This window comes from Roseateles sp. GW821-FHT02E12, from assembly GCF_059421665.1.
In genome coordinates, this window is record NZ_JBWKVK010000005.1 from 41,548 (window position 1) to 58,056 (window position 16,509).

A 16,509-nucleotide genomic window follows, 5' to 3' on the forward strand; every position below is an offset into this window, starting at 1 on the left:
GGAGCAGATGCATGAAGGGACTACTCGACCTATTCAAGCAATTCACCCCCGATGAGCATTTCGATGCCATCCAGATCGGCCTGGCTTCCCCGGAGAAGATCCGCAGCTGGTCGTTCGGCGAGGTGAAGAAGCCCGAGACCATCAACTACCGCACCTTCAAGCCGGAACGCGACGGCCTGTTCTGCGCCAAGATCTTTGGCCCGATCAAGGACTACGAGTGCCTGTGCGGCAAGTACAAGCGCCTGAAGCATCGCGGTGTCATCTGCGAGAAGTGCGGCGTTGAAGTCACGCAGACCAAGGTTCGTCGTGACCGCATGGGTCACATCGACCTGGCGGCGCCTTGCGCGCACATCTGGTTCCTGAAGAGCCTGCCGTCCCGTCTGGGCCTGGTGCTCGACATGACGCTGCGCGACATCGAACGCGTGCTGTACTTCGAGGCGTATGTCGTCGTCGACAGCGGTATGACGCCGCTGAAGAAGTTCTCGATCATGACCGAGGACGACTACGACGCGAAGCGCATCGAATTCGGCGACGAGTTCATTGCGCTGATGGGCGCCGAGGGCATCAAGAAGCTGCTGGAGGAGATGGATCTCGACGTCGAGATCGACCGCCTGCGCAACGACATGACCGGCTCCGAGCTCAAGGTCAAGAAGAACTCCAAGCGCCTGAAGGTCATGGAGGCCTTCAAGAAGTCCGGCATCAAGCCGAACTGGATGGTGCTGGACGTGCTGCCCGTGCTGCCGCCGGACCTGCGTCCGCTGGTGCCGCTGGACGGCGGCCGCTTCGCGACCTCCGACCTGAACGACCTCTACCGTCGCGTCATCAACCGCAACAACCGCCTGGCCCGTCTGCTCGAGCTGAAGGCCCCTGAAATCATCGTGCGCAACGAAAAGCGCATGCTGCAGGAAGCCGTCGACTCGCTGCTGGACAACGGCCGCCGCGGCAAGGCGATGACCGGCGCGAACAAGCGTGCCCTCAAGTCGCTGGCCGACATGATCAAGGGCAAGAGCGGCCGCTTCCGTCAGAACTTGCTGGGCAAGCGCGTCGACTACTCGGGCCGTTCGGTCATCGTGGTCGGCCCCACGCTCAAGCTGCATCAGTGCGGCCTGCCCAAGCTGATGGCGCTCGAACTCTTCAAGCCCTTCATCTTCAGCCGTCTCGAAGCCATGGGCATCGCGACGACGATCAAGGCTGCGAAGAAGGAAGTCGAATCCGGCACGCCGGTGGTCTGGGACATTCTTGAAGAAGTCATCAAGGAACACCCGGTCCTGCTGAACCGCGCCCCGACGCTGCACCGCCTCGGCATCCAGGCCTTCGAGCCCGTGCTGATCGAAGGCAAGGCCATCCAGCTGCACCCGCTCGTCTGCTCGGCCTTCAACGCCGACTTCGACGGTGACCAGATGGCCGTCCACGTGCCGCTGTCCATCGAAGCGCAGATGGAAGCCCGCACGCTGATGCTGGCCTCCAACAACGTACTGTTCCCGGCCTCCGGCGAACCGTCGATCGTGCCGTCGCAAGACGTGGTGCTGGGTCTGTACTACGCCACCCGCGAGCGCACCAACGGCAAGGGTGAGGGCATGATCTTCTCGGACATTCCCGAGATGATCCGTGCGCTGGAAAACGGTGCTGTCGAGATCACCGCCAAGATCAGCGTGCGTCTGGTCGAGTGGACGAAGGACAAGGACACGGGCGAGTTCGTGGCCGAGACCAAGCTGACGGACACCACCGTCGGCCGTGCGCTGCTGTCGGAAATCCTGCCCAAGGGCCTGCCGTTCTCGAACATCAACAAGGCGCTGAAGAAGAAGGAGATCAGCAAGCTGATCAACACCTCCTTCCGCAAGTGCGGCCTGAAGGAAACCGTCGTGCTGGCCGACAAGCTGCTGCAAAGCGGCTTCAAGCTCGCTACGCGCGCCGGCATCTCGATCGCCATCGACGACATGCTGGTGCCCGCTCAGAAGCACACGCTGATCGAGCGCGCCGAAAAGGAAGTCAAGGAGATCGAGCAGCAGTACGTCTCGGGTCTCGTGACGGCCGGCGAGCGCTACAACAAGGTGGTGGACATCTGGGGCAAGGCCGGTGACGAAATCGGCAAGAAGATGATGGACCACCTGAAGGTCGAGAAGACGATTGATCGCCACGGCAAGACCGTCGATCAGGAGTCCTTCAACTCGATCTACATGATGGCCGACTCGGGTGCCCGCGGTAGCGCGGCCCAGATTCGCCAGCTGGCCGGCATGCGGGGCCTGATGGCCAAGCCTGACGGCTCCATCATCGAGACGCCCATCACGGCGAACTTCCGTGAAGGCCTGAACGTTCTGCAGTACTTCATCTCCACCCACGGTGCTCGTAAGGGCCTGGCGGATACGGCGCTGAAGACCGCGAACTCCGGCTACCTGACGCGTCGTCTGGTCGACGTGACCCAGGATCTGGTGGTCATCGAGGACGACTGCGGTACCGACAACGGCATGGCGATGCGCGCCCTGGTTGAAGGTGGTGAAGTCATCGAATCGCTGCGCGACCGCGTCCTCGGCCGCGTCACCGCCATCGATGTCGTGCACCCCGAAACCCAGGCTTCGCTGCTGGGCGCCAGCCACATGCTGGACGAAGACACGCTCGACGTGCTGGAAGCTGCCGGCGTTGACGAGATCAAGGTCCGCACGCCGCTGACCTGCGCCACGCGTTTCGGCCTGTGCGCCAAGTGCTACGGCCGCGACCTCGGCCGCGGTGGCCTGGTGAACGTTGGTGAAGCTGTCGGCGTCATCGCCGCGCAGTCCATCGGCGAACCCGGCACGCAGCTGACGATGCGGACCTTCCACATCGGCGGTGCCGCGTCGCGTGCAGCTGTCGCTTCCAGCGTCGAAGCCAAGTCGGACGGCATCATCGGCTTCAACGCCACGATGCGCTACGTCACGAATGGCAAGGGCGAGTTGGTCGTGATTTCCCGCTCCGGCGAGATCGTCATCTCCGACCCGCACGGCCGTGAGCGTGAGCGTCACAAGGTGCCTTACGGCGCGATCCTGAACATCAAGGCCAGCCAAGTCGTCAAGGCCGGCCTGGTGCTCGCGAACTGGGATCCGCTGACCCGCCCGATCATCACGGAATTCGCCGGCAAGGCGAAGTTCGAGAACGTCGAGGAAGGCGTGACCGTCGCCAAGCAGGTGGACGAAGTGACCGGTCTGTCGACCCTGGTTGTCATCGACCCGAAGCGCCGCGGCGCCGCCAAGGTCATCCGCCCGCAGGTCAAGCTGCTGGACGCTGGCGGCCACGAGGTCAAGATCCCCGGTACCGACCACTCGGTGGCCATCGGCTTCCAGGTCGGCTCGCTGATCCAGATCCGCGACGGCCAGGAATTGCTGCCTGGTGAAGTGCTCGCCCGTATCCCGGTCGAAGGCCAGAAGACTCGCGACATTACCGGCGGTCTGCCGCGTGTGGCCGAGTTGTTCGAAGCCCGTTCGCCCAAGGACGTCGGCGTGCTGGCCGAGCAGACCGGCACGGTGTCGTTCGGCAAGGAGACCAAGGGCAAGATTCGCCTGCAGATCACCGATCCGGACGGCAAGGCCCACGAGGAACTCGTGCCCAAGGAAAAGAACATCCTGGTGCACGAAGGTCAGGTGGTCAACCGCGGCGAGCTGATCGTCGACGGCGCTGCAGATCCGCAGGACATCCTGCGCCTGCTGGGCATCGAGGAACTGGCGCGCTACATCGTCGACGAGGTGCAGGACGTCTACCGACTCCAGGGCGTGAAGATCAACGACAAGCACATCGAGGTGATCGTTCGCCAGATGCTGCGCCGCGTGATGATCACCAACCCGGGCGACTCGACGTACATCCTGAACGAGCAGGTCGAGCGTTCGGAGCTGCTGGACACCAACGACCGTCTGCGCAAGGAAGGCAAGATGATTGCCATCCACGCGGATGTGCTGCTGGGTATCACCAAGGCCTCGCTGTCGACGGACTCGTTCATCTCGGCCGCTTCCTTCCAGGAAACGACCCGCGTGCTGACCGAGGCTGCCATCATGGGCAAGCGCGACGAGCTGCGTGGCCTGAAGGAAAACGTCATCGTCGGCCGGCTGATCCCTGCAGGCACCGGCATGGCCTTCCACGAGGCGCGTCGCGTCAAGGAAGCCATGGACGACGCCGAGCGCCGTGCCATCGCGCTGCAGGAGGCCGAGGAATTGGCCGCTGCACAGATGGCTGGCGTGGACGCTGGCGACCACTCGGCTGAATAAGCCACAGGGCTGAGGCCCTGCAAAGCCGCCCCGGCTCAGGCCGCGGGCGGCTTTTTCTTTGGTGGCTTCAGTCGAGCGACCAGCGCTCCGGCGTCACGATGAGCAAGCCTCGCGGCCGGGCGCGCTTGGCCAGCGCCAGCACCGCCTTGTCGCGGGAGATCAGCCAGCGGGCGCTGGTGGCGAGAGCCAGATCGATGAACTTCTGGTCATCCGGGTCGCGGCAGACCAGGCGTGAAGCCAGTGGCTGCGGCTCGGCGGCTTCGACTGGCAGCGAGTGGGCATCGAATTGCGCCTCGATGAAGGCCAGATCCGGGGCGTAGCTCGCCGCGACGCCGCGGCCCAGCACATGGCGGATCTCGTCGCGCATGGCCGGCGCCACCAGCCAACGCAGCGCGCCCGATGTGACGGCGGTTGTCAGTGCCTGCACCCGCGCGTCGCGAAACACCAGCCAGTCCATGACGACCTGGGTGTCGATGACGATGGCCGGCCGATCCGTGGCGTCAGTTGCGAGGGCTGTTGAGGCGGGCAGGGCTACATCCATGCCGTCAGCTTACCGGTCAGGGAGTGGCATGCGGGCAGACCCTTGTGCCGATTTCACCAGCGGTCTACAATCCTCGGCTCTTCGCCTTTTGGGCGGCGTATTGCTGCGCGCTCAAAACAACTTGAAAAAGTGGCGAGGTTCACTGACTTCAAACGGGAACAAGTCGTAATGCCAACCATCAATCAACTGGTGCGCCACGGTCGAGAGGCCGAGGTCACCAAGTCCAAGTCGCCTGCGATGCAGAACTGCCCGCAGCGCCGCGGTGTCTGCACCCGCGTCTACACCACCACGCCCAAGAAGCCGAACTCGGCTCTTCGTAAGGTCGCCAAGGTGCGCCTGACCAACGGTTTCGAGGTCATCTCGTACATCGGCGGTGAAGGCCACAACCTGCAAGAACACAGCGTCGTGCTCGTGCGCGGCGGCCGTGTGAAGGACTTGCCTGGCGTGCGTTACCACATCGTCCGTGGTTCGCTCGACCTGCAAGGCGTCAAGGATCGCAAGCAATCGCGCTCCAAGTACGGCGCGAAGCGTCCGAAGAAGTAAATCGTTTGTTCGGGCTCAGCTCTCTAGCTGACCCAACGTTGTTGCGGCCATTTCGGCCGAGTAAGTGGATGACCCCAGATGTCGGTGGTTGTCCAGCGGAGACAGGCCAAACGGCCGCCTCCAACTGAAGCAGAAGGAAGAATCCCATGCCACGTCGTCGCGAAGTACCCAAGCGCGAAATCCTGCCGGACCCCAAGTTCGGTTCCGTCGATCTGTCCAAGTTCATGAACGTCATCATGGAATCGGGCAAGAAGGCCATCGCCGAGCGCATCATTTACGGTGCCCTGGAGCAGGTCGAGAAGAAGATCGGCAAGGATCCGCTGGAAGTGTTCATGGTCGCCCTGAACAACGTGAAGCCCATGGTTGAAGTGAAGTCCCGCCGTGTCGGTGGTGCGAACTACCAAGTTCCCGTGGAAGTTCGCCCCGTCCGCCGGATGGCCCTCGCCATGCGCTGGTTGAAGGAATCCGCTCGCAAGCGCGGTGAGAAGTCGATGGCCCAGCGCCTGGCCAATGAACTGCTGGAGGCCGCTGAAGGCCGTGGCGGCGCGATGAAGAAGCGCGACGAAGTTCACCGCATGGCTGAAGCCAACAAGGCTTTCTCGCACTTCCGCTTCTAAACTCACTGTCTTTCAGCCGCCTCGGGTTTCTACCAACCCGCTGGCGGCTCCTGTCTTCTGGAGCAAACCATGGCCCGCAAAACCCCCATCGAGCGCTACCGCAACATCGGTATCTCCGCGCACATCGATGCCGGCAAGACCACCACGACCGAGCGCATCCTTTACTACACCGGCGTGAACCACAAGATCGGTGAGGTGCATGACGGCGCCGCCACGATGGACTGGATGGAGCAAGAGCAAGAGCGTGGCATCACGATCACCTCTGCTGCCACGACCTGCTTCTGGAAGGGCATGGATCTGGCTCGCCCTGAGCACCGCATCAACATCATCGACACCCCCGGACACGTCGACTTCACGATTGAAGTCGAGCGCTCGATGCGCGTGCTGGACGGTGCTTGCATGGTCTATTGCGCCGTGGGTGGCGTGCAGCCCCAGTCGGAAACCGTCTGGCGCCAGGCCAACAAGTACAAGGTGCCCCGCCTTGCGTTCGTCAACAAGATGGACCGCACCGGCGCGAACTTCTTCAAGGTCTACGACCAGATGAAGGTTCGCCTGAAGGCCAACCCCGTGCCCGTCGTGATCCCCATCGGCGCCGAAGACAAGTTCACCGGTGTGATCGACCTCATCAAGATGAAGGCGATCATTTGGGACGAAGCCTCGCAGGGCATGAAGTTCAACTACGAAGACATCCCGGCTGATCTGCAGGCCGAGGCCGTCAAGTGGCGTGAAAACCTCATCGAAGCCGCCGCTGAATCCAGCGAAGAGCTGATGAACAAGTACCTGGAGTCGGGCGAGCTGACTGAAGACGAAATCGTCTCGGCCATCCGCAAGCGCACCATCGCCGCTGAAATCCAGCCGATGTTCTGCGGCACCGCCTTCAAGAACAAGGGTGTGCAACGCATGCTCGACGGCATCATCGACTTCATGCCCTCGCCGGCTGACATCCCGCCTGTGCCTGGCACCGACGACGACGACAAGCCGGTCGTGCGTGAGCGCGTCGACGAAGAGAAGTTCGCTGCGCTGGCCTTCAAGCTGATGACCGACCCCTACGTCGGCCAGCTGACTTTCGTGCGCGTCTACTCCGGCGTGCTGAAGTCGGGCGACTCGGTCTACAACCCGATCCGCGGCAAGAAGGAACGTATCGGCCGGATCCTGCAGATGCACGCCAACCAGCGTGAAGAAATCTCGGAAATTCTGGCCGGCGACATCGCCGCCTGCGTGGGCTTGAAGGACGTCACCACGGGCGAAACCCTGTGCGATCCGGACAGCATCATCACGCTGGAAAAGATGGTCTTCCCCGAGCCCGTGATCTCGCAGGCCGTCGAGCCCAAGACCAAGGCCGACCAGGAAAAGATGGGTATCGCCCTGGGCCGTCTGGCCAAGGAGGATCCGTCCTTCCGTCTGCGCACCGATGAGGAGTCGGGCCAGACCATCATCTCCGGCATGGGCGAGCTCCACCTGGAAATCATCGTTGACCGCATGAAGCGCGAGTTCGGTGTGGAGGCCAACGTCGGCAAGCCGCAAGTGGCCTACCGCGAAACCATCCGCAAGACAGCCTCGGACGTCGAAGGCAAGTTCGTGCGCCAGTCCGGCGGCAAGGGCCAATACGGCCACGTCGTGCTGACCGTCGAGCCGCAAGAGGCCGGCAAGGGCTTCGAGTTCGTCGACGCCATCAAGGGCGGTGTAGTTCCTCGCGAATTCATCCCCGCGGTCGAAAAGGGCGTCATCGACTCTCTGCCGAATGGCGTGCTGGCCGGCTTCCCGGTCGTGGACGTCAAGGTCACGCTGACCTTCGGTTCGTACCACGAAGTCGACTCGAACGAAAACGCGTTCAAGATGGCTGCGTCCATGGGCTTCAAGGAAGGCTGCCGCAGGGCTTCGCCGGTGATCCTTGAGCCGATGATGGCCGTGGAAGTCGAAACGCCTGAAGACTACGCCGGTAACGTCATGGGCGACCTGTCCAGCCGTCGCGGCATGGTTCAGGGCATGGACGACATGGTCGGTGGCGGCAAGGTCATCAAGGCTGAAGTCCCGCTGTCGGAAATGTTCGGCTACTCGACGACCCTGCGCTCGATGTCGCAAGGCCGTGCCACGTACACGATGGAGTTCAAGCACTACAGCGAAGCTCCGAAGAACGTGGCTGACGCCATCATTACCGCTCGCGGCAAGTGATCAAGCCGGCGCGGGCCTGAGGCCTGCGCCGCCGTCTTCTCGTGGATCGCCCTGGGTTGCCAGTCACCAGGGAGTTTCGATCCGCGAGGAAACGCAAAACCAACCGACTGGCAATGCTCTTTCTCTGGAGTCAAGAAAATGGCAAAAGGCAAGTTTGAACGGACCAAGCCGCACGTGAACGTGGGCACGATTGGCCACGTTGACCACGGCAAGACCACGCTGACCGCGGCAATCGCGACCGTGCTGTCCAAGAAGTTCGGCGGCGAGGCCAAGGCCTACGACCAGATCGACGCAGCGCCCGAAGAAAAGGCCCGCGGCATCACGATCAACACCGCCCACGTCGAGTACGAGACGGCCAACCGCCACTACGCGCACGTTGACTGCCCCGGCCACGCCGACTACGTCAAGAACATGATCACCGGTGCCGCCCAGATGGACGGCGCCATCCTGGTGTGCTCGGCCGCTGACGGCCCGATGCCCCAGACCCGCGAGCACATCCTGCTGGCTCGCCAGGTCGGCGTGAAGTTCATCATCGTCTTCCTGAACAAGTGCGACATGGTCGACGACGCCGAGCTGCTCGAGCTGGTCGAAATGGAAGTGCGCGAGCTCCTGTCCAAGTACGACTTCCCCGGCGACGACACCCCCATCATCAAGGGTTCGGCCAAGCTGGCGCTGGAAGGCGACACGGGCGACCTGGGCGAGCAAGCCATCATGCGTCTTGCTGACGCGCTGGACACCTACATCCCCCAGCCGGACCGTGCCATCGACGGCGCCTTCCTGCTGCCGGTTGAAGACGTGTTCTCGATCTCTGGCCGCGGCACCGTCGTGACCGGTCGCGTCGAGCGCGGCATCATCAAGGTCGGCGAAGAAATCGAAATCGTGGGCATCCGCGAAGTCCAGAAGACCACGGTCACGGGCGTCGAAATGTTCCGCAAGCTGCTGGACCAAGGTCAAGCAGGCGACAACGTCGGCATCCTGCTGCGCGGCACCAAGCGCGAAGACGTCGAGCGCGGCCAAGTGCTGGCCAAGCCCGGCTCGATCAAGCCCCACACCCACTTCACGGCCGAGATCTACGTCTTGTCCAAGGAAGAGGGCGGCCGCCACACCCCGTTCTTCAACAACTACCGTCCCCAGTTCTACTTCCGCACGACGGACGTGACCGGTGCCGTGGAGCTGCCGAAGGACAAGGAAATGGTCATGCCGGGCGACAACGTCGGCATCACCGTGAAGCTGATTGCACCGATCGCCATGGAGACGGGCCTGCGCTTCGCCATCCGTGAAGGCGGCCGTACCGTCGGCTCGGGCGTCGTCGCAACGATCCTCGCGTAATCACTGCGTGACGTGCGCCGGGCGGCCTCCGCTCGGTGCTCACCACCTGCTCTTTAAGGAACCGTCATGCAAAAGCAAAAGATCCGCATCCGCCTGAAGGCGTTTGACTACAAGCTGATCGACCAGTCGGCCCTCGAAATCGTCGAGACCGCCAAGCGCACCGGCGCCATCGTCAAGGGGCCCGTGCCCCTGCCGACGCGCATGGAGCGTTTCGACATCCTGCGTTCGCCCCACGTCAACAAGACGAGCCGCGACCAGTTCGAGATCCGCACCCACCAGCGCCTGATGGACATCGTCGACCCGACCGACAAGACGGTTGACGCGCTGATGAAGCTCGACCTGCCCGCCGGCGTCGACGTCGAAATCAAGCTGCAGTAATTATTCGAAGCCTTCGGGCCAAGAATCCAAGGCCCCGGCCCTGTTTCGACAGGCCGGGGCCTTGTCTTTTGAGGAGGCGGCGTGCCGCAGGCTTGCATCAGGACAATCCCTCGCGCTATACTCGCCAGCTTTCCCGGGTTGGCCTATGCCTGCCCTGGAGGTTCGCGTGGCGATTCGCAAGCGTCGTCACACAAGTCAGCCCGGCCAATCGATGTCGGGTGTTCGCAATAGCTTCCAAGGCGTGAGCGCAAGTTCAAGTGGCGGGGGCTGGAGAAAAAACATGAGTCTTAGCAATCGTCTCGGATTGCTGGGCCGCAAGGTGGGCATGATGCGCATCTTCACGGACGATGGCGATGCCATCCCTGTGACGGTGCTGGACGTGTCCAACAACCGCGTGACCCAGATCAAGACCGAACAGACCGACGGCTACAGCGCCATTCAAGTGGCGTTCGGTACGCGCAAAGCATCGCGCGTGACCAAGCCGGAAGCTGGCCACCTCGCCAAGGCGGGTGTCGAAGCTGGTCGAATCCTCAAGGAATTCCGCGTCGAAGCCGACGTCGCAGCCCAATACCAGGCTGGCGGCACCGTGCCGGTGACCCTGTTTGCCGCCGGCCAGTTGGTCGACGTGCAGGGCACCTCCATCGGCAAGGGCTTCGCAGGCACCATCAAGCGTCACAACTTCAGCTCGCAGCGCGCGTCGCACGGCAACAGCCGTTCGCACAACGTGCCGGGCTCGATCTCTATGGCGCAGGATCCGGGTCGTGTGTTCCCGGGCAAGAAGATGACCGGCCACATGGGTGACGAAACCTGCACCACGCAGAACCTGGACATCGTGCGCGTTGACGAAGCTCGTCAGCTGCTGCTGGTCCGCGGTGCGGTGCCGGGCTCCAAGAACGGCCACGTTGTCGTTCGCCCCGCCGTCAAGGTCAAAGTCAAGAAGGGAGCCAACTGATGCAGCTCGAGCTCCTGAACGAGCAGGGTCAGGCCACCGCCAAGGTGGACGCGCCTGACACCATCTTCGCTCGCGACTACAACGAAGCCCTGGTGCACCAGGTGGTTGTGGCCTTCCAGGCCAACGCCCGTCAAGGCACCCGCGCCCAGAAGGACCGTGAACAGGTCCATCACTCGACCAAGAAGCCTTTCCGCCAGAAGGGCACCGGCCGCGCTCGCGCCGGTATGACCTCGTCGCCGCTGTGGCGCGGGGGCGGTCGCATCTTCCCGAACATGCCTGACGAGAACTTCTCGCACAAGCTGAACAAGAAGATGTACCGCGCCGGCATGGCTGCGATCCTGTCGCAGCTGGCCCGTGAAGGCCGCCTGGCCGTGGTGGACTCGATCTCGATCGAAGCCCCCAAGACCAAGTTGCTGGCCGCCAAGTTCAAGGCCATGGGCCTGGACTCGGTGCTGGTCATCTCCGACGTCGTGGATGACAACCTGCTGCTGGCTTCGCGCAACCTAGCCAATGTGCTGGTCGTCGAGCCGCGTTACGCCGACCCGCTGTCCCTCGTCTTCTACAAGAAGGTGCTGGTGACCAAGGCTGCGGTCGAGCAACTCAAGGAGATGCTGGCATGAGCGCCCCCAAGTATTCCGAAGGTCGTCTGGCCTCCGTGCTGCTCGCGCCCATCGTGTCCGAAAAGGCCACGCAAGTTGCCGAGAAGCACAACCAGGTCCTGTTCAAGGTCCTGCGCGACGCCACCAAGCCCGAGATCAAGGCCGCTGTTGAACTGATGTTCAAGGTTGAGGTCGAGTCGGTCAACGTCGTCCAGGTCAAGGGCAAGACGAAGCGCTTCGGTGGCCGTGCCGGCCGCCGTGACCACATCAAGAAGGCGTATGTCGCCCTCAAGGCGGGTCAAGAGCTCAATTTCTCCGGGGAGGCCGCGTAAATGGCCATCGTCAAAGTCAAACCTACCTCGCCCGGTCGCCGTGGCGTTGTCAAGGTGGTGCACAAGCACCTGCACAAGGGCGCGCCCCATGCAGCTTTGCTTGAGCCCCAAATCCAGAATTCGGGCCGTAACAACAACGGTCACATCACGATTCGCCACAAGGGCGGTGGTCACAAGCACCACTACCGCGTGGTCGACTTCAAGCGCAACAAGGACGGCATTCCGGCCAAGGTCGAGACCATCGAGTACGACCCGAACCGCACCGCCCACATCGCGCTCGTGGTGTACGCCGACGGCGAGCGCCGCTACGTGATCGCTCCGCGCGGTCTCGAAGTGGGCGCAACCATCCTGAGCGGCTCGGAAGCGCCGATCAAGGCTGGCAATACGCTGCCGATCCGCAACATCCCGGTGGGCTCGACGATCCATTGCATCGAGCTGCAGCCTGGCAAGGGTGCCCAGATGATCCGTTCGGCCGGCACTTCTGCCGTCCTGATGGCTCGTGAGGGCGTCTACGCTCAGATCCGTCTGCGCTCCGGCGAAGTCCGCCGCGTGCACGTCGAATGCCGCGCCACCATCGGTGAAGTGAGCAACGAAGAGCACAGCCTGCGCCAGTACGGCAAGGCCGGCGCGATCCGCTGGAAGGGTATCCGTCCGACCGTTCGCGGTGTGGCGATGAACCCGGTGGATCACCCGCACGGTGGTGGCGAAGGCCGCACCGGCGAGGGCCAGGTTCCTGTGTCGCCGTGGAACACCCTGACGAAGGGTTACCGCACTCGCAACAACAAGCGCACGCAGACGTTCATCGTCTCGCGTCGCAAGAAGTAAGGGCTAGGCCATGACTCGTTCGCTGAAGAAGGGCCCCTTTGTTGACCACCACTTGCTGGCCAAGGTCGACAAGGCTGTCGCCATCAAAGACAAGAAGCCCATCAAGACCTGGTCGCGCCGCTCGACGATCCTGCCCGAGTTCATCGGTCTGACGATCGCCGTGCACAACGGCAAGCAACACGTGCCGGTCTATGTGTCTGACCAGATGGTCGGCCACAAGCTGGGTGAATTCGCACTGACCCGCACCTTCAAGGGCCACCCGGCCGACAAGAAGGCCGGGAAGAAGTAAGGATGCCAACGATGGAAACCAAAGCAATCGTTCGTGGCGTTCGCCTCTCGTGTGACAAGGGTCGCCTCGTGGCTGACCTGATCCGCGGCAAGAAGGTGGACCAAGCGCTGAACATCCTGGAGTTCACCCAGAAGAAGGCGGCCCTGATCATCAAGAAGGCGCTGGAAAGCGCCATCGCCAACGCCGAGCACAACGACGGCGCTGACATTGATGAGCTCAAGGTCACCTCGATCTACGTCGAACAAGGTGCCACGCTGAAGCGCTTCTCGGCTCGCGCCAAGGGCCGCGGCAACCGCATCAGCAAGCCCACTTGCCACATCTTTGTGGCCGTCGGCAACTAAGGCGCAAGAAGACTATGGGACAAAAAATCCATCCGGTTGGCTTCCGCCTTCCTGTCACCCGTAACTGGGCTTCGCGCTGGTATGCGAACAACCAGAACTTCGCCACGATGCTGGCCGAAGATCTGAAGGTTCGTGACTACCTGAAGACCAAGCTCAAGAATGCCGCCGTCTCGCGCATCCTGATCGAGCGCCCCGCCAAGAACGCCCGCATCACGATCTTCTCGGCTCGTCCGGGTGTCGTGATCGGCAAGAAGGGTGAGGACATCGAAGCGCTGAAGGCTGAACTGACCAAGCGTCTGGGCGTGCCCGTCGCCGTCAACATCGAAGAAGTGCGCAAGCCTGAAGTCGATGCTCAGCTGATCGCCGACTCGATCACCCAGCAGCTCGAGAAGCGCATCATGTTCCGCCGCGCCATGAAGCGCGCGATGCAGAACGCGATGCGTCTGGGTGCCCAGGGCATCAAGATCATGAGCGCTGGTCGTCTGAACGGCATCGAAATCGCTCGTACCGAGTGGTATCGCGAAGGTCGTGTGCCCCTGCACACCCTGAAGGCCGACATCGACTACGGCTTCTCCGAAGCCAAGACCACCTACGGCGTCATCGGCGTCAAGGTCTGGGTCTACCGCGGTGACCGTCTTGCCAATGGCGAGGCTCCGGTCATCAACACCCCCGCAGGCGCCGAAGACGATCGTCGCCCGCGCCGTAACGCCCGTCCGGGCGCCCCTGGTGGCCGTGGCCGTCCGGGTGGCGACCGTGGCCCGCGTGACGGAGCAGATCAGCCCGCTGCCGCCGCCCCCACGGGTGACGCAGCCAAGCCCGCCGCCAAGCGCGTGGTCCGCAAGGTCCCCGCAGCCGGCGGCGAGGCCAAAGGAGAATAAGCATGCTGCAACCCGCTCGTCGTAAATACCGCAAAGAGCAGAAGGGCCGCAACACGGGTGTTGCAACCCGTGGCGCTGCGGTGTCTTTCGGTGATTTCGGCCTCAAGGCCACTGAGCGTGGCCGTCTGACGGCCCGCCAGATCGAAGCGGCTCGCCGCGCGATCTCGCGCCACATCAAGCGCGGGGGTCGGATCTTCATCCGCGTGTTCCCGGACAAGCCCATCTCGCAAAAGCCCGCCGAAGTTCGGATGGGTAACGGCAAGGGCAACCCCGAGTACTACGTCGCTGAAATCCAGCCCGGCAAGGTGATCTACGAGGTCAACGGCGTTCCCGAGACGCTGGCTCGTGAGGCGTTCACGCTGGCTGCTGCCAAGCTGCCGCTGCGTTGCACCTTTGTGGCCCGCCAGGTCGGTACCTGAGGAAGACACCATGAAAGCAACTGAACTCCGCGCCAAGGACGTCGCTGCCCTCGAAAAGGAAGTGACCGATCTGCTGAAGGCCCACTTCGGCCTGCGCATGCAAAAGGCCACCCAGCAGCTGACCAACCACAGCCAGCTGGGCAAGACCCGCCGCGATATCGCGCGTGCCAAGACTGTTCTGGCACAAAAGAAGAAGGAGGCCACGAAATGACTGAGGCCCAAGCCCAAGTGAAGAACACGCGCACCCTGGTGGGCCGCGTCGTCAGCGACAAGCGCGCCAAGACGGTCACCGTCCTGGTCGAGCGTCGCGCCAAGCACGAGCTCTACGGCAAGATCGTGGCCCGTTCCCGCAAGTACCACGCCCATGATGAAAAGGGCGAGTACAAGATGGGTGACGTGGTCGAAATCAGCGAAGGCCGTCCGATCTCCAAGACCAAGAGCTGGGTCGTGACCCGCCTGGTCGAGAAGGCCGAGATCGTCTAAGAAGACACCGGTCGCATGACCGCTGCACAACCGGCGCGCTGGGTAACTGGCGCGCCGGTTTTTCATTTTCAGAACCCTCATTGAGGACCGACACCATGATCAAGGTTGGCGACAAGCTGCCCGCGGGCAGCCTGCAGGAATTCATCGAAGTGGAGGGCGAGGGCTGCTCGCTCGGCCCCAACAGCTTCGACATCGAGAAGGCTACGGCCGGCAAGACCGTCGCCATCTTTGCCCTGCCGGGCGCTTACACGCCGACCTGTTCGGCCAAGCATGTGCCGGGTTACGTCGAGTCCGCCGAGGCGCTGAAGGCCGCCGGCGTAGACGAGATCTGGTGCGTCTCGGTCAACGATGCCTTTGTCATGGGCGCCTGGGGCCGTGAGCAGAAGACTGGCGGCAAGGTGCGCATGATGGCCGACGGGAGCGCGTTGTTTACTCAGGCTACCGGCCTGACGCTGGACCTGACCGCCAAGGGCATGGGCGTGCGCTCGCAGCGCTACTCGATGCTGGTCAAGGACGGCGTGGTCAAGACGCTGAACGTTGAAGGCCCCGGCAAGTTCGAGGTCAGCGACGCCGCCACGATGCTGGCGCAGGCCAAGGCCGCCTGAACAGACAGGCGCTACTGCGGGTCGGCAACCGCCGGCCCTGCAAAAACTTCTGCGACAGGCATTGACGGCCCGTGGGTTCTCACTGCATAATGCGCAGCTTCGCCGAACACTAGCGCACCTGCTACGCAGCTGCCCATGCTGGTTTCGGATCCGCCCTCAACCGTTGGGCAGCAAGTGGCGCCAAGCCGCACGCTGACTGACTTACGGGCCCAAGACTGACCGACGCGCAGCTCGCTGCAACTCGGGGCAAGTTGGGGACAGACATGATCCAAATGCAATCGCGGCTTGATGTCGCGGACAACACTGGTGCGAAGTCCGTTCAGTGCATCAAGGTGCTGGGCGGCTCCAAGCGCCGCTATGCGCACATTGGCGACATCATCAAGGTCAGCATCAAAGAAGCTGCCCCGCGTGGTCGCGTGAAGAAGGGCGAGGTCTACAGCGCCGTGGTGGTTCGTACCGCCAAGGGCGTGCGCCGCCAAGACGGCTCGCTCGTCAAGTTCGACGGCAATGCCGCCGTGCTGCTCAATGCCAAGCTGGAGCCGATCGGCACCCGCATCTTCGGCCCGGTGACGCGTGAACTGCGTACCGAGCGCTTCATGAAGATCGTGTCGCTGGCGCCCGAGGTGCTTTGAGCCCCCACTGTCTGAGGTAAGCCATGAACAAGATTCGTACCGGCGACCAGGTCATTGTGCTGACCGGCCGCGACAAGGGTAAGCGCGGCACTGTGTCCGCTCGCACCGATGTCGACCACGTGGTGGTTGACGGCATCAATGTCGTCAAGAAGCACGTCAAGCCCAACCCCATGAAGGGGACCACCGGCGGCGTCGTCGACAAGACCATGCCTATCCATCAATCCAACGTGGCGATTTTCAACGCCGCATCCGGCAAGGCTGATCGAGTGGGCGTCAAGCTCGTCGACGGCAAGCGGGTGCGCGTGTTCAAGTCGACCGGCGAAGAGATCAAGGCTTAAGAGGTCC

The 16,509-nt window shown here is 62.8% G+C and carries 20 protein-coding genes; 19 read left to right on the plus strand and 1 reads right to left on the minus strand.

Going from position 1 to position 16,509, the window contains the following annotated elements; translation table 11 throughout:
- Positions 1–11 precede the first annotated feature (11 nt).
- Complete coding sequence (gene rpoC / locus AC07V5_RS27590; protein WP_495118833.1) at positions 12–4,229, plus strand: DNA-directed RNA polymerase subunit beta'; 4,218 nt, start codon at positions 12–14, stop codon at positions 4,227–4,229.
- Positions 4,230–4,296: 67 nt separating this feature from the next.
- Here the strand turns inward: rpoC and AC07V5_RS27595 are convergent, their stop codons facing one another.
- Complete coding sequence (locus AC07V5_RS27595) at positions 4,297–4,770, minus strand: putative toxin-antitoxin system toxin component, PIN family (RefSeq protein ID WP_495118834.1); 474 nt, start codon at positions 4,768–4,770, stop codon at positions 4,297–4,299.
- A gap of 168 nt (positions 4,771–4,938) precedes the next feature.
- Here AC07V5_RS27595 and rpsL point away from each other — a divergent pair, with 168 nt between their 5' ends.
- From rpsL to rplX, 18 genes are all read left to right on the plus strand, one after another.
- A complete protein-coding gene (rpsL, locus tag AC07V5_RS27600) occupies positions 4,939–5,313 on the plus strand; it encodes a 30S ribosomal protein S12 (protein ID WP_056194784.1) in 375 nt (124 codons plus the stop codon).
- Positions 5,314–5,459: 146 nt separating this feature from the next.
- Positions 5,460–5,930, plus strand: a complete 471-nt coding sequence (gene rpsG / locus AC07V5_RS27605) for a 30S ribosomal protein S7 (protein ID WP_057297389.1) — start codon at positions 5,460–5,462, stop codon at positions 5,928–5,930.
- A gap of 69 nt (positions 5,931–5,999) precedes the next feature.
- Positions 6,000–8,102, plus strand: coding sequence for an elongation factor G (gene fusA, locus AC07V5_RS27610; protein WP_495118835.1), 2,103 nt, complete (start codon positions 6,000–6,002; stop codon positions 8,100–8,102).
- A gap of 138 nt (positions 8,103–8,240) precedes the next feature.
- Complete coding sequence (gene tuf, locus AC07V5_RS27615; RefSeq protein WP_444764031.1) at positions 8,241–9,431, plus strand: elongation factor Tu; 1,191 nt, start codon at positions 8,241–8,243, stop codon at positions 9,429–9,431.
- A 66-nt stretch (positions 9,432–9,497) separates the two neighbouring features.
- A complete protein-coding gene (rpsJ, locus tag AC07V5_RS27620; protein WP_056194266.1) occupies positions 9,498–9,809 on the plus strand; it encodes a 30S ribosomal protein S10 in 312 nt (103 codons plus the stop codon).
- 280 nt (positions 9,810–10,089) lie between these two features.
- On the plus strand, positions 10,090–10,761 hold the full coding sequence (rplC, locus tag AC07V5_RS27625) for a 50S ribosomal protein L3 (protein ID WP_495119340.1): 672 nt from the start codon (positions 10,090–10,092) through the stop codon (positions 10,759–10,761).
- Complete coding sequence (gene rplD / locus AC07V5_RS27630; protein ID WP_457419526.1) at positions 10,761–11,381, plus strand: 50S ribosomal protein L4; 621 nt, start codon at positions 10,761–10,763, stop codon at positions 11,379–11,381. The genes rplC and rplD overlap by 1 nt, the downstream gene beginning before the upstream one ends.
- Positions 11,378–11,692: a 50S ribosomal protein L23 gene (gene rplW, locus AC07V5_RS27635; RefSeq protein WP_495118836.1), complete on the plus strand. Its 315-nt coding sequence runs from the start codon at positions 11,378–11,380 to the stop codon at positions 11,690–11,692. Before rplD ends, rplW begins: the two co-directional genes overlap by 4 nt.
- Positions 11,693–12,517 (plus strand): 50S ribosomal protein L2, encoded by an 825-nt coding sequence (gene rplB / locus AC07V5_RS27640; RefSeq protein WP_495118837.1) that lies wholly within the window; start codon positions 11,693–11,695, stop codon positions 12,515–12,517.
- Between the two features lie 10 nt (positions 12,518–12,527).
- The gene (gene rpsS, locus AC07V5_RS27645; RefSeq protein ID WP_056877737.1) at positions 12,528–12,806 is read left to right on the plus strand and encodes a 30S ribosomal protein S19; all 279 of its coding nucleotides are present in this window, start codon (positions 12,528–12,530) and stop codon (positions 12,804–12,806) included.
- Between the two features lie 11 nt (positions 12,807–12,817).
- Entirely contained in the window at positions 12,818–13,147 is a 330-nt protein-coding gene (gene rplV, locus AC07V5_RS27650; RefSeq protein WP_057297242.1) for a 50S ribosomal protein L22, read from the plus strand.
- 14 nt (positions 13,148–13,161) lie between these two features.
- On the plus strand, positions 13,162–14,025 hold the full coding sequence (rpsC, locus tag AC07V5_RS27655; RefSeq protein WP_495118838.1) for a 30S ribosomal protein S3: 864 nt from the start codon (positions 13,162–13,164) through the stop codon (positions 14,023–14,025).
- 2 nt (positions 14,026–14,027) lie between these two features.
- Positions 14,028–14,444, plus strand: coding sequence for a 50S ribosomal protein L16 (gene rplP, locus AC07V5_RS27660; RefSeq protein ID WP_056264769.1), 417 nt, complete (start codon positions 14,028–14,030; stop codon positions 14,442–14,444).
- Between the two features lie 10 nt (positions 14,445–14,454).
- On the plus strand, positions 14,455–14,655 hold the full coding sequence (gene rpmC / locus AC07V5_RS27665; RefSeq protein WP_056877733.1) for a 50S ribosomal protein L29: 201 nt from the start codon (positions 14,455–14,457) through the stop codon (positions 14,653–14,655).
- Positions 14,652–14,927, plus strand: a complete 276-nt coding sequence (gene rpsQ / locus AC07V5_RS27670) for a 30S ribosomal protein S17 (RefSeq protein ID WP_495118839.1) — start codon at positions 14,652–14,654, stop codon at positions 14,925–14,927. Before rpmC ends, rpsQ begins: the two co-directional genes overlap by 4 nt.
- A 95-nt stretch (positions 14,928–15,022) precedes the next feature.
- Positions 15,023–15,532, plus strand: coding sequence for a peroxiredoxin (locus AC07V5_RS27675; protein ID WP_495118840.1), 510 nt, complete (start codon positions 15,023–15,025; stop codon positions 15,530–15,532).
- Positions 15,533–15,795: 263 nt separating this feature from the next.
- Positions 15,796–16,164: a 50S ribosomal protein L14 gene (gene rplN, locus AC07V5_RS27680; RefSeq protein WP_056194233.1), complete on the plus strand. Its 369-nt coding sequence runs from the start codon at positions 15,796–15,798 to the stop codon at positions 16,162–16,164.
- A gap of 23 nt (positions 16,165–16,187) precedes the next feature.
- On the plus strand, positions 16,188–16,502 hold the full coding sequence (gene rplX / locus AC07V5_RS27685) for a 50S ribosomal protein L24 (RefSeq protein ID WP_056264780.1): 315 nt from the start codon (positions 16,188–16,190) through the stop codon (positions 16,500–16,502).
- Positions 16,503–16,509: the final 7 nt, after the last annotated feature.